At 58.1% G+C, this 12958-nt stretch carries 10 protein-coding genes; 8 read left to right on the plus strand and 2 right to left on the minus strand.

The genetic code is table 11. The annotated features are described in order from the left end of the window. The first annotated feature begins 14 nt into the window (after positions 1–14). From thrA to thrC, 3 genes are read left to right on the plus strand one after another with little or no spacing between them, the layout of a single operon-like run. Positions 15–2477: a bifunctional aspartate kinase/homoserine dehydrogenase I gene (gene thrA, locus FKM52_RS04585; RefSeq protein WP_141175006.1), complete on the plus strand. Its 2463-nt coding sequence runs from the start codon at positions 15–17 to the stop codon at positions 2475–2477. Between the two features lie 2 nt (positions 2478–2479). Next, positions 2480–3409 carry a homoserine kinase gene (gene thrB, locus FKM52_RS04590; RefSeq protein WP_141175007.1) on the plus strand — a complete coding sequence of 310 codons (930 nt, stop codon included), beginning with the start codon at positions 2480–2482 and terminating at the stop codon, positions 3407–3409. 3 nt (positions 3410–3412) lie between these two features. Further along, complete coding sequence (thrC, locus tag FKM52_RS04595; protein ID WP_141175008.1) at positions 3413–4699, plus strand: threonine synthase; 1287 nt, start codon at positions 3413–3415, stop codon at positions 4697–4699. A 99-nt stretch (positions 4700–4798) separates the two neighbouring features. On the opposite strand, the gene yaaA is transcribed toward thrC, so the two are convergent. Then, positions 4799–5575 carry a peroxide stress protein YaaA gene (yaaA, locus tag FKM52_RS04600; protein WP_141175009.1) on the minus strand — a complete coding sequence of 259 codons (777 nt, stop codon included), beginning with the start codon at positions 5573–5575 and terminating at the stop codon, positions 4799–4801. 209 nt (positions 5576–5784) lie between these two features. On the opposite strand from yaaA, the gene tal reads away from it, so the two are divergent. From tal to FKM52_RS04615, 3 genes are all read left to right on the plus strand, one after another. Continuing rightward, entirely contained in the window at positions 5785–6738 is a 954-nt protein-coding gene (gene tal / locus FKM52_RS04605; RefSeq protein ID WP_141175010.1) for a transaldolase, read from the plus strand. A gap of 133 nt (positions 6739–6871) precedes the next feature. Beyond that, positions 6872–7459 (plus strand): molybdopterin adenylyltransferase, encoded by a 588-nt coding sequence (gene mog, locus FKM52_RS04610; RefSeq protein ID WP_141175011.1) that lies wholly within the window; start codon positions 6872–6874, stop codon positions 7457–7459. A 115-nt stretch (positions 7460–7574) separates the two neighbouring features. Next, a complete protein-coding gene (locus tag FKM52_RS04615) occupies positions 7575–8885 on the plus strand; it encodes an MFS transporter (protein ID WP_377092334.1) in 1311 nt (436 codons plus the stop codon). Positions 8886–8919: 34 nt separating this feature from the next. Here the strand turns inward: FKM52_RS04615 and satP are convergent, their stop codons facing one another. Continuing rightward, complete coding sequence (satP, locus tag FKM52_RS04620) at positions 8920–9489, minus strand: acetate uptake transporter (protein ID WP_141175012.1); 570 nt, start codon at positions 9487–9489, stop codon at positions 8920–8922. Positions 9490–9793: 304 nt separating this feature from the next. On the opposite strand from satP, the gene dnaK reads away from it, so the two are divergent. After that, positions 9794–11698 carry a molecular chaperone DnaK gene (gene dnaK / locus FKM52_RS04625; RefSeq protein ID WP_141175013.1) on the plus strand — a complete coding sequence of 635 codons (1905 nt, stop codon included), beginning with the start codon at positions 9794–9796 and terminating at the stop codon, positions 11696–11698. A 108-nt stretch (positions 11699–11806) separates the two neighbouring features. Next, a complete protein-coding gene (gene dnaJ, locus FKM52_RS04630; RefSeq protein ID WP_141175014.1) occupies positions 11807–12946 on the plus strand; it encodes a molecular chaperone DnaJ in 1140 nt (379 codons plus the stop codon). The last annotated feature ends 12 nt before the right edge of the window (positions 12947–12958 follow it).

Consider the following 12958-nt stretch of genomic DNA (forward strand, 5'->3'; position numbering starts at 1 on the left):
GGAGATCTTTAACGATGCGAGTGCTGAAATTCGGCGGAACCTCAGTGGCGAATGCGGAACGTTTTCTGCGGGTTGCCGACATTCTGGAAAGCAATGCGCAGCAGGGACAGGTAGCGACCGTACTGTCCGCGCCCGCTAAAATTACCAACCACCTGGTTGCGATGATTGAGAAAACCATCAGCGGACAGGATGCCACGCCGAATATCAGCGACGCCGAACAGATTTTCGCCGCTCTGCTGAGCGGGCTGCAGGCGGCGCAGCCGGGCTTCGCCTGGCAGCGGCTACAGGCGCTGGTGGATAAAGAGTTCGCGCAGCTGAAGCAAACGCTGCACGGCATTGCTCTGCTGGGGCAGTGCCCCGATAGCGTCAACGCCGCGATCATCTGCCGCGGTGAAAAGCTCTCCATCGCCATAATGGAAGCGCTGCTGCAGGCGCGCGGGCACCGCGTCAGCGTCATCGATCCGGTCAGCATGCTGCTGGCGCACGGCCACTATCTGGAATCCACCGTAGATATCGCCGAGTCTACGCGCCGCATCGCCGCCAGCCAGATCCCGGCGCAAAATATCATTCTGATGGCGGGCTTTACCGCCGGCAACGAGCGCGGCGAGCTGGTGGTGCTGGGACGTAACGGCTCCGACTATTCGGCGGCGGTGCTGGCGGCCTGCCTGCGCGCCGACTGCTGCGAAATCTGGACCGACGTTGACGGCGTTTATACCTGCGATCCGCGTCAGGTGCCGGATGCGCGCCTGCTGAAATCGATGTCCTACCAGGAAGCGATGGAGCTTTCCTATTTCGGCGCTAAGGTTCTGCATCCCCGCACTATCGCCCCTATCGCCCAGTTCCAGATCCCTTGCCTGATTAAAAATACCGCCAATCCCCAGGCGCCCGGCACGCTGATTGGCGGCAACAGTAACGATGACGCTAATCCGGTAAAAGGCATCACCAACCTGAATAATATGGCGATGTTCAACGTCTCCGGGCCGGGCATGAAGGGGATGATCGGCATGGCGGCGCGCGTTTTTGCCGCGATGTCGCGTACCGGCATCTCCGTAGTGCTGATTACCCAATCCTCTTCCGAATACAGCATCAGCTTCTGCGTGCCGCAGATCGAGCAGGCGCGCGCGCGCCGGGTGCTGGAGGAGGAGTTCAGTCTGGAGCTGAAAAACGGCCTGCTGGAGCCGCTGGACGTTATGGAGCAGCTGGCGATCGTTTCCGTGGTCGGCGATAACATGCGCACCCAGCGCGGCATCTCCGCCAAATTCTTTGCGGCGCTGGCGCGCGCCAATATCAATATCGTCGCTATCGCCCAGGGCTCTTCCGAACGCTCAATTTCGGTGGTGGTGAATAACGATGAGGTGACCACCGCGGTGCGCGTCGTGCATCAGATGCTGTTCAATACCGACCAGGTGATCGAAGTCTTTGTCGTCGGCGTCGGCGGCGTCGGCGGCGCGCTGCTGGAGCAGCTGCATCGCCAGCAGGTATGGCTGAAGAACAAACATATCGATCTGCGCGTCTGCGGTATTGCCAACTCGAAGGCGCTGGTGACTAACGTGCACGGCATCGATCTCAGCTGCTGGCAAAGCGCATTGCAGGAAGCCAATGAGCCTTTCGATCATAGCCGCCTGACGCGGCTGGTTAAGGAGTATCACCTGCTGAACCCGGTGATCGTCGACTGTACTTCCAGCCAGACGGTTGCCGATCGCTATGTTGATTTCCTGGCTGAAGGTTTCCATGTGGTAACGCCGAATAAAAAGGCGAACACCTCCTGCTGGCAATATTATCAGCAGCTGCGCAGCGCGGCGGCGAAATCACGCCGTAAGTTCCTCTACGATACCAACGTCGGCGCCGGGCTGCCGGTGATTGAAAACCTGCAAAACCTGCTCAACGCGGGCGATGAGCTGATCAGCTTCTCCGGCATACTTTCCGGCTCGCTCTCGTTTATTTTCGGCAAGCTGGATGAAGGCATGTCGCTTTCGGAAGCGACCCGACTGGCGCGCGAAATGGGCTTTACCGAACCCGATCCGCGCGACGATCTCTCCGGTATGGATGTGGCGCGCAAGCTGCTGATTCTGGCGCGTGAGGCGGGCTATGAGCTGGAGCTGAGCGATATTGAAATCGAAGCGATGCTGCCGCAAGAATTTACCGCTATTCCCGATGTCGATACCTTTATGCAACGCCTGCCAGAGCTGGATGCCGTCTTTGCCCAACGCGTGGCGGCGGCGCGTGATGACGCTAAGGTGCTGCGCTTTGTCGGCGCGATCGAAGAGGGCGGGCGCTGCCGCGTGAAGATCGATGCGGTAGACGGCAACGATCCGCTGTATAAAGTAAAAAATGGCGAAAACGCGCTGGCGTTTTACAGCCGCTACTATCAGCCGATTCCGCTGGTGCTGCGCGGCTACGGCGCGGGCAACGATGTAACCGCCGCCGGGGTCTTTGCCGACCTGTTACGCACGCTGTCATGGAAGTTAGGAGTGTGAAAATGGTAAAAATTTATGCGCCCGCCTCAATCGGCAACGTCAGCGTCGGCTTCGACGTGCTGGGCGCGGCGGTTTCGCCGGTAGATGGCTCGCTGCTGGGCGACTGCGTCAGCGTTGAGGCGGCAGATTCTTTCAGCCTGGTGAATCAGGGGCGCTTTGTCAGCAAGCTGCCCGCTAATCCGCAGGAAAATATCGTTTACCAGTGCTGGGCGCGCTTCTGCGAAGCTATCGGCAAAACCGTGCCGGTACGCATGACGCTGGAAAAAAATATGCCGATCGGTTCCGGCCTCGGCTCCAGCGCCTGTTCGGTGGTGGCGGGCCTGATGGCGATGAATGAGTTTTGCGATCGGCCGCTGGATGATACGCAGCTGCTGACGCTAATGGGCGAGCTGGAAGGGCGCATCTCCGGCAGCGTCCATTACGATAACGTAGCCCCCTGTTTCCTTGGCGGCATGCAGCTGATGCTGGAAGAGAACGGCATTATCAGCCAGGCGGTGCCCGGTTTTGATGAGTGGCTGTGGGTGATGGCCTATCCCGGCATTAAGGTTTCCACCGCCGAAGCCAGGGCGATTTTGCCCGCGCAGTATCGCAAAGAGGATTGTATTAAGCACGGGCGCTATCTGGCGGGCTTTATTCACGCCTGCCATACCGCGCAGCCGCAGCTGGCGGCAAAGCTGATGCGCGACGTAATTGCCGAGCCTTACCGCGCTAAGCTGCTGCCGGGCTTTGCCGCGGCGCGTCAGGCGGCGCAGGAGATCGGCGCGCTGGCCTGCGGCATTTCCGGCTCCGGCCCGACGCTGTTTGCCGTTTGCGATCGCCCTGAGACGGCGCAGCGCATGGCGCACTGGCTGCAGCAGAACTATCTGCAAAATGAGGAAGGCTTTGTTCATATTTGCCGTGCCGATACGGCTGGCGCACGAAAACTGGGATAACGCATGAAACTCTATAATTTAAAGGATCACAACGAGCAGGTAAGCTTTGCGCAGGCGGTAAAGCAGGGGCTGGGTAAGCAGCAGGGGCTCTTCTTCCCGCTGGAGCTGCCGGAGTTCGAGCTGACCGAAATCGACGCCATGCTGGAGATGGATTTCGTCACCCGCAGCAGCAAAATTCTTTCCGCTTATATCGGCGATGAAATCGCCGCGCATCAGCTGGCGCAGCGCGTTAAGGCGGCCTTCGCTTTTCCGGCGCCGCTGGCGCAGGTGACCGACGATATCGCCTGCCTGGAGCTGTTTCACGGCCCGACGCTGGCGTTTAAAGATTTCGGCGGCCGCTTTATGGCGCAGATGCTCTCTTATATCAGCGGCGCCGACGAGCAGATCACCATCCTGACCGCCACCTCCGGCGATACCGGCGCCGCGGTAGCCCATGCGTTTTACGGCATGGAAAACGTGCGCGTGGTGATCCTCTATCCGCAGGGCAAAATCAGCCCGCTGCAGGAGAAGCTGTTCTGCACCCTGGGCGGCAATATCCACACCATCGCCATTGAGGGCGATTTCGACGCCTGCCAGGCGCTGGTGAAGCAGGCGTTTGACGATGAGGCGCTGAAGCAGGCGATCGGCCTGAACTCGGCGAACTCGATCAATATCAGCCGCCTGCTGGCGCAGATCTGTTACTACTTTGAAGCGGTGGCGCAGCTGCCGCAGGAAAAACGCAACCAGCTGGTGGTTTCGGTGCCGAGCGGCAATTTCGGCGATCTCACCGCGGGCCTGCTGGCGAAATCGCTGGGGCTGCCGGTAAAACGCTTTATCGCCGCGACTAACAGTAACGATACCGTGCCGCGTTTTCTCGCCAGCGGCGCCTGGCAGCCGAATATTACCGTCGCCACGCTCTCTAATGCGATGGATGTCAGCCAGCCTAATAACTGGCCGCGTGTGGAAGAGCTGTTCCGCCGTAAAACCTGGCGTCTGAGCGATCTGGGCTTCGGCGCGGTGGATGATGAGACCACCCGCGCGGCGATGCGCGAGCTGGCGCAGCTGGGCTACATCTCTGAGCCGCACGCCGCCATCGCCTGGCGCATGCTGCGCGACCAGCTACAGCCGGGCGAGTTCGGTCTGTTTCTCGGCACCGCGCATCCGGCGAAGTTTAAAGAGAGCGTGGAAGAGATACTGCAACAGACGCTGCCGCTGCCCGCCGAGCTGGCGGCGCGCGCCGAGCTGCCGCTGCTGTCGCATCAGATGAAGCCTGACTTTGCCCAACTGCGCGCGTTCTTAACGCAGCTGTGAAGGTTCGACGTCTGGCAAAGCGGGCGCGCTGCACGGCGCCCGGCTTCCCGTTTCGCCCGGCGCTAAGCGTGCCGCTTTCAGGCCGTGAGCTGCTGCGGTTTACGGCTGCTGGTAACGCTTAAATACCAGCTCATCGCCGCGGCTGTCGGCTTCATCGAAAAAGTAGCCGTCCAGATCGAAAGCGGTCAGCTGGGCCGCGTCGGTCAGGCGGTTTTTGATGATATAGCGGCACATCAGGCCGCGCGCCTTTTTGGCATAGAAGCTAATCACCTTAAACCTGCCGTTTTTCTCATCGAGGAACACGGGCTTAACGATGCGTCCGTGAATATTGCGCGGCTGCACCGCCTTAAAATATTCATCCGAGGCGAGGTTGATCAGCAGCTCGTCTCCCTGGGCCGCCAGCGCCTGATTCAGCGCCTGCGTCAGCGTATCGCCCCAGAAGCTGTAGAGATCGTTGCCGCGTGGATTGGGCAGTTTCGTCCCCATCTCCAGGCGGTAGGGCTGCATCAGGTCGAGCGGCCGCAGCACGCCATACAGGCCCGACAGCATACGTAAGTGCTGCTGGGCGAAGTCGAAATCCGCCTCGCTAAAATCTTCTGCGCTCAGGCCGGTGTAGACATCGCCCTTAAAGGCGAGAATCGCCTGGCGCGCATTCTGCGGGGTGAAATCGGGGTGCCAGTCATTAAAGCGTCCGGCATTTAACAACGCCAGCTTATCGCTGATATGCATCAGCGAGGCGATGGCTGCCGGCGTAAGCTGGCGGGCTACCTCAATCAGCTGCTGTGATTTTTCCAACAGTGCGGGCTGTGTATAGCGATCTGTCGCCGGCGGCGTAGCGTAGTCCAGCGTTTTGGCCGGGGAAATGACCATTAACATTGATAGTTCCTTAGCGTAACCCGCAGGTTCTGTTAACTTTTTCCAGTTATTTGCGCGGATTTTAACAAAAAAAGCGCCGGATGCGGCAAATCGTTGCTATCGGTGCGGCCTGCGGGATTCGCACCATCAGCGCATTGCGCGCCGGATTGTGCATGATATTATCGCAACAGACTTTTCCCCCCGACAGTGACATTTCAAGAGAACAAACTATGACGGACAAACTTACTTCTTTACGTCAGCTCACTACCGTTGTTGCTGATACCGGTGATATCGCAGCAATGAAGCTTTACCAGCCGCAGGATGCCACCACCAACCCTTCTCTGATTCTTAACGCCGCCCAGATTCCTGAATACCGTAAACTGATTGACGAGGCCGTTAGCTGGGCGCGCCAGCAGAGCAGCAATAAAGAAGAGCAGATTCAGTACGCTTCCGACAAGCTGGCGGTGAATATCGGCCTGGAAATCCTCAAGCTGATCCCTGGACGTATCTCTACTGAAGTTGACGCCCGTCTCTCTTACGACACTGAAGCGAGCATCGCGAAAGCGCGCAGCCTGATTAAACTCTACAACGATGCAGGCATCAGCAACGATCGTATTCTGATCAAGCTGGCTTCCACCTGGCAGGGGATTCGTGCTGCCGAGCAGCTGGAAAAAGAGGGTATCAACTGTAACCTGACGCTGCTGTTCTCCTTCGCTCAGGCGCGCGCCTGCGCTGAAGCGGGCGTCTATCTGATCTCGCCGTTCGTGGGCCGTATCCTCGACTGGTATAAAGCCAATACCGACAAGAAAGAGTATGCGCCGCATGAAGATCCGGGCGTGGTTTCCGTCAGCGAAATCTACCAATACTACAAACAGCACGGTTACGAAACCGTGGTGATGGGCGCCAGCTTCCGTAACGTTGGCGAAATCCTTGAGCTGGCCGGCTGCGATCGCCTGACGATCTCTCCGGGCCTGCTGAAAGAGCTGGCGGAAAGCGAAGGCAGCGTGGAGCGGAAACTCTCCTTTAGCGGCGAAGTGAAAGCGCGTCCGGCGAAAATGACCGAAGCTGAGTTCCTCTGGCAGCACAATCAGGATCCGATGGCGGTTGATAAGCTGGCGCAGGGCATCCGCAACTTTGCGGTTGACCAGGGCAAGCTGGAAAAAATGATTGCCGATCTGCTGTAAGCTTGATTTGCCGCAGCCGGGTCACGGCTGCGGCAGGATGCGTTAGGCATCCTTTCTCACCCTGTAGTATCCTTGCCGCCATTCCTGCAACCCGACTGCTCGCTTCGCAGCACTACCCGTTATGAATAATCATATGAATACGTTACGCATTGGTCTTATTTCCGTTTCCGATCGCGCCGCCAACGGCATTTACCAGGATCAGGGCATTCCCGCGCTGGAAAGCTGGCTTGCCGCCGCGCTGGCGACGCCTTTTACCATTGAAACCCGCCTGGTGCCGGATGAGCAGCCGCTTATCGAACAGGCGATTTGCGAGCTGGTGGATGAGCGTTTCTGCCATCTGGTGCTGACCACCGGCGGAACCGGCCCGGCGCGGCGCGACGTTACGCCCGACGCCACGCTGGCGGTAGCCGATCGGGTGATGCCCGGCTATGGCGAGCAGATGCGCCAGATTAGCCTGCACTTTGTGCCGACCGCGCTGCTATCGCGGCAGACCGGCGTTATCCGCAAGCAGTCGCTGATTCTTAACCTGCCGGGCCAGCCGAAATCGATTAAAGAGACGCTGGAAGGGCTGAAAGATGAGCAGGGGAAAGTGTTGGTGCACGGCATTTTCGCCAGCGTGCCTTACTGCATTCAGCTGCTCGAAGGGCCCTACGTTGAAACGCACCCGCATGTCGTAGCAGCTTTTCGTCCAAAAAGCGCTCGCCGTGATACAAACGGCTGAAGATCGGCTTTATCAGGTATAAGATCCAGCCTGACTGGTGTGGAGAGAAAAGTTTACGTTATAGTAACTGTTGCTTTACAGCGAAACGTTAACTTTTTCTCAGGAAGCGCATCTTATGCTGGATCACCCTCACTCGCGCCGGCTTAACCGGCAGGATTACAAAACGCTATCGCTGGCCGCGCTTGGCGGCGCGCTGGAATTCTACGACTTTATTATTTTTGTTTTCTTTGCCGCGCTGATTGGCGAACGCTTCTTTCCCGCCGACATTCCTGAATGGCTGCGCCAGCTGCAAACCTTCGGCATCTTTGCCGCGGGCTATCTGGCGCGTCCGCTGGGCGGCGTGATTATGGCCCATTTCGGCGATCGGGTAGGGCGTAAAAAGATGTTCAGCCTGAGTATTCTGCTGATGGCGCTGCCGACGCTGGCGATAGGTTTATTGCCCGACTATCACGCTATCGGCATTGCGGCGCCGCTGCTGTTATTGCTGATGCGCATGTTGCAGGGGGCGGCTATCGGCGGCGAGGTGCCGGGAGCCTGGGTTTTTGTCGCCGAGCACGTGCCGGAAAAGCGCATCGGCATCGCCTGCGGCACGCTTACTGCCGGGCTGACCGCTGGCATCCTGCTGGGTTCGCTGATCGCCACGCTGATCAACTCCCTGCTATCGCCAGAGACGGTTGCCGCCGTCGGCTGGCGCATTCCTTTTTTGCTGGGCGGCGCTTTCGGCCTGCTGGCGATGTACCTGCGACGCTGGCTGGAAGAGACGCCGGTATTTCAGCAGATGCAGGCGCGTAAGGCGCTCTCGGCAACGCTGCCGCTGGGTAACGTGTTACAGCATCACCGGCGGGCGGTGGTGGTTTCCATGCTGCTGACCTGGCTGCTTTCCGCCGGTATTGTGGTGGTGATTCTGATGACGCCGACCTGGCTGCAAAAACAGTACGGCATCGCGCCTGCGCTGTCGCTGCAGGCCAACAGCATCGCTACCGTTATGCTGCTAATCGGCTGTATCTGCGCCGGACAGGCGGCAGATCGTTGGGGAGCCGGCCGGACATTGATTACCGGCAGCCTGCTGCTGGCCGTGTGCAGCTGGCTGTTCTACTACCGGATCGGCAGTCACCCGGAAACGCTGTTTTTCGGCTATGGGCTGGCAGGTTTCAGCGTCGGCGTGGTGGGCATCGTGCCCTGTATTATGGTGAGATCCTTTCCGCCTGCGGTGCGTTTTAGCGGCATCTCTTTTTCTTATAATATCGCCTACGCCGTTTTCGGCGGCCTGACGCCGATATGCGTCACGCTGCTGATGGCGCTTACGCCGCTGGCGCCCGCTTACTATGTACTGGCGCTCTGCCTGATGGGATTGCTGCTGGGTCTCTGGCTGAAGCGCGACAGCAATAGCGCGCCGGCTGCCGCGCGCGCCGATATCTGCGGCTAAAAAAAAGCCCTGCCGTTCAGGGCAGGGCGCTAAATCAGCCTTTAACTTCGCCGATGGGCAGCGCCTGACGGCCCAGCTGCTCATTAATCACTTCCGCCATCGCCAGGTAAATCGCGCTGGCGCCGCAGAGGATGCCTTCATAGCCGGCAAAGGTCAGCAGCGCTTTACTACCGCTAATATTGCCGATCGCCAGCAGCGCGAACAGCAGCGTCAGGCTGGCGAAAACAAACTGCAGCGCCCGGTTGGCCCGCAGGGTTCCGAAGAACATGAACAGCGTAAACACGCCCCACAGCGCCAGATAAACGCCGAGGAAGACGGCGTCGGTCGGCTCTGCCAGCCCCATGCCCGGCAGCAGCAGAATACCTACCAGGCTCAGCCAGAAGCAGCCGTAGGAGGTAAAGGCGGTCAGGCCGAAGGTGTTGCCTTTTTTATATTCCAGCAGCCCGGCCAGGATCTGCGCCAGGCCGCCAAAAAAGATGCCCATGCTGATAATGACGGAGGTAAGCGGGAAGAAGCCTGCATTATGCAGGTTCAGCAGGACGGTGGTCATCCCGAATCCCATCAGGCCAAGAGGGCCGGGATTTGCCAGCTTGTGGTTGTGCATATGTCCTCTGCGTAAAAGAAAAAGTGAAAGAGTTGAACAGGTAAAGGGTAAAAAATGGCCGCTTTCGTGAGCGTGCGCGGCATCATAATGATCGGCTGATTGGCAAACGTTGATCTGAAGGGTGGTAAAACCGAATTTTTTTTAACTTACCCCTTGATGCCGTCAGGGTTGTCCCCATCTTATTTGGCATCCAGAGGCATGCACCCGGAAAAAAAGCGCGGCGCCGGGAGTTGAAACGGCGAAAATTGCCCGCATTAAGTGTGCATAACCTGATTTGCAATGAATTTAAGTGGGAGACGTTTAGATGGGTAAGATTATTGGTATTGACCTCGGTACAACCAACTCATGTGTTGCCATTATGGATGGCGCTAAAGCGCGCGTGCTGGAGAATGCCGAAGGCGATCGCACCACACCGTCAATTATTGCCTACACCCAGGATGGTGAAACGCTGGTCGGTCAGCCTGCTAAACGTCAGGCCGTGACCAACCCGCAGAACACGCTGTTTGCTATTAAGCGCCTGATCGGTCGTCGCTTCCAGGATGAAGAAGTACAGCGCGATCTGAAAATCATGCCGTACAAAATCACCCAGTCCGACAACGGCGATGCCTGGCTGGATGTGAAAGGCCAGAAAATGGCGCCGCCGCAGATTTCTGCGGAAGTGCTGAAAAAAATGAAGAAAACGGCGGAAGATTATCTGGGCGAACCGGTAACTGAAGCGGTTATCACCGTACCGGCTTACTTCAACGATGCGCAGCGTCAGGCAACCAAAGACGCCGGCCGTATCGCTGGTCTGGAAGTAAAACGTATTATTAACGAACCGACCGCCGCCGCGCTGGCGTACGGTCTGGATAAAGGCCAGGGCAACCGCACTATCGCGGTGTATGACCTCGGCGGCGGTACTTTCGATATCTCCATCATCGAAATCGATGAAGTTGACGGCGAAAAAACCTTTGAAGTGCTGGCGACCAACGGTGATACCCACCTTGGCGGCGAAGACTTCGACAGCCGTCTGATTAACTACCTGGTAGCGGAATTCAAGAAAGATCAGGGTATCGATCTGCATAACGATCCGCTGGCGATGCAGCGTCTGAAAGAAGCGGCGGAAAAAGCGAAAATCGAACTTTCCTCCGCGCAGCAGACCGACGTTAACCTGCCGTATATCACGGCGGACGCAACCGGTCCGAAACACCTGAACATCAAGGTTACGCGCGCCAAACTGGAATCGCTGGTAGAAGATCTGGTAGCCCGCTCTATCGAGCCGCTGAAAGTCGCGCTGCAGGACGCCGGCCTCTCCGTTTCTGATATCAATGACGTTATTCTGGTCGGTGGTCAGACGCGTATGCCGATGGTGCAGGCAAAAGTGGCTGAGTTCTTCGGTAAAGAGCCGCGTAAAGACGTTAACCCTGATGAAGCGGTCGCGGTAGGCGCTGCGGTACAGGGCGGCGTGCTGGCGGGCGACGTGAAAGACGTTCTGCTGCTGGACGTTACCCCGCTGTCGCTGGGGATCGAAACCATGGGCGGCGTGATGACTTCGCTGATTAGCAAGAACACCACTATCCCGACCAAACACAGCCAGGTCTTCTCTACTGCGGAAGACAACCAGTCTGCGGTAACTATTCACGTGCTGCAGGGCGAGCGTAAACGTGCGGCGGATAACAAATCGCTGGGCCAGTTTAACCTCGACGGCATTCAGCCGGCGCCGCGCGGTATGCCGCAGATCGAAGTTACTTTCGATATCGACGCCGACGGTATTCTGCACGTGTCTGCGAAAGATAAAAACTCCGGTAAAGAGCAGAAGATCACCATTAAAGCGTCTTCCGGTCTGAACGAAGATGAAATCGCGAAAATGGTCCGCGACGCGGAAGCGAATGCAGAAGCCGACCGTAAATTCGAAGAGCTGGTGCAGGCGCGCAACCAGGGCGATCAAATTGCCCACAGCACGCGTAAACAGCTGGACGAAGCGGGCGATAAACTCTCCGCTGACGACAAAGCGCCGATCGAAAGCGCGTTGAACGAGCTGAACACTGCGTTGAAAGGTGAAGACAAAGCGGATATCGAAGCGAAAATCCAGGCGCTGATGCAGGTTTCCGGCAAGCTGATGGAATTCGCTCAGCAGCAGGGACAGCCGGCCGACGGCGCTGATGCTTCTGCGAAGAAAGACGACGACGTTGTCGATGCGGAATTCGAAGAAGTTAAAGACAAAAAATAATTGCCCCTGACCGGGCGCGGCGGTTGCCCTGACAACCGCTGGTAACCAGCACGGGCGTAGGAGTTTCTCCACGCCCGTGCACGCATGTTAAGGGCAGGAAATATAACAATGGCGAAAACAGACTATTACGAGATTTTAGGCGTTCCGAAGTCTGCGGAAGAGCGTGAAATCAAAAAGGCCTATAAACGCCTGGCGATGAAGTACCATCCTGACCGCAATCCGGGCGATCAGGAAGCAGAAGCCAAATTCAAGGAAGTGAAAGAGGCCTATGAGGTGCTTACCGATGCGCAGAAGCGTGCGGCCTACGATCAGTACGGCCATGCCGCGTTTGAACAGGGCGGTATGGGCGGCGGTGGTTTTGGCGGCGGCTTCGGCGGCGGCGCAGACTTCAGCGATATCTTTGGCGACGTTTTTGGCGATATCTTTGGCGGCGGCCGTCGGCAGCGCGCTGCCCGTGGCGCCGATTTACGCTACAACATGGAGCTGACGCTGGAAGAAGCGGTCCGCGGCGTGACCAAAGAGATCCGTATCCCGACGCTGCAGGAGTGCGAGGTTTGCCACGGCAGCGGCGCCAAAGCGGGCACCCAGCCGCAAAGCTGTCCCACCTGTCACGGTGCGGGCCAGGTGCAGATGCGCCAGGGCTTCTTCACCGTGCAGCAGGCGTGCCCCACCTGTCACGGACGCGGCTCAATAATTAAAGATCCCTGCAACGCCTGCCACGGCCACGGTCGCGTAGAGAAATCGAAAACGCTGTCGGTGAAAATCCCGGCGGGCGTGGATACCGGCGATCGTATTCGTCTGAGCGGCGAAGGCGAAGCGGGCGATCATGGCGCGCCGGCGGGCGATCTTTACGTTCAGGTTTCGGTGAAGAAACACCCGATCTTCGAACGTGAAGATAATAACCTTTACTGCGAAGTACCGATTAACTTTGCCATGGCGGCGCTGGGCGGCGAAATTGAAGTTCCGACGCTGGATGGCCGCGTGAAGCTGAAAGTGCCCGCGGAAACCCAAACCGGCAAGCTGTTCCGCATGCGCGGCAAAGGAGTGAAATCGGTGCGCGGCGGTAGCCAGGGCGACCTGCTGTGCCGCGTCGTGGTGGAAACGCCGGTTAGCCTGAGCGAGAAACAAAAATCGCTGCTGCGCGAACTGGAAGAGAGCTTCGGCGGGCCCAGCGGCGAGAAAAACAGCCCGCGCTCGAAAAGCTTCTTTGACGGCGTGAAAAAATTCTTCGACGATCTGACGCGCTAAGCGCGCTGCATC

This window comes from Mixta tenebrionis (assembly GCF_006517625.1).
Classification (GTDB): Bacteria; Pseudomonadota; Gammaproteobacteria; order Enterobacterales; family Enterobacteriaceae; genus Mixta; species Mixta tenebrionis.

Excerpts from the sequence above, each read along its gene's own strand:
- thrA (WP_141175006.1), top strand. The coding sequence starts at position 15 with ATGCGAGTGCTGAAATTCGGCGGAACCTCAGTGGCGAATGCGGAACGT.
- thrB (WP_141175007.1), top strand. The coding sequence starts at position 2,480 with ATGGTAAAAATTTATGCGCCCGCCTCAATCGGCAACGTCAGCGTCGGC.
- thrC (WP_141175008.1), top strand. The coding sequence starts at position 3,413 with ATGAAACTCTATAATTTAAAGGATCACAACGAGCAGGTAAGCTTTGCG.
- yaaA (WP_141175009.1), bottom strand. The coding sequence starts at position 5,575 with ATGTTAATGGTCATTTCCCCGGCCAAAACGCTGGACTACGCTACGCCG.
- tal (WP_141175010.1), top strand. The coding sequence starts at position 5,785 with ATGACGGACAAACTTACTTCTTTACGTCAGCTCACTACCGTTGTTGCT.
- mog (WP_141175011.1), top strand. The coding sequence starts at position 6,872 with ATGAATACGTTACGCATTGGTCTTATTTCCGTTTCCGATCGCGCCGCC.
- FKM52_RS04615 (WP_377092334.1), top strand. The coding sequence starts at position 7,575 with ATGCTGGATCACCCTCACTCGCGCCGGCTTAACCGGCAGGATTACAAA.
- satP (WP_141175012.1), bottom strand. The coding sequence starts at position 9,489 with ATGCACAACCACAAGCTGGCAAATCCCGGCCCTCTTGGCCTGATGGGA.
- dnaK (WP_141175013.1), top strand. The coding sequence starts at position 9,794 with ATGGGTAAGATTATTGGTATTGACCTCGGTACAACCAACTCATGTGTT.
- dnaJ (WP_141175014.1), top strand. The coding sequence starts at position 11,807 with ATGGCGAAAACAGACTATTACGAGATTTTAGGCGTTCCGAAGTCTGCG.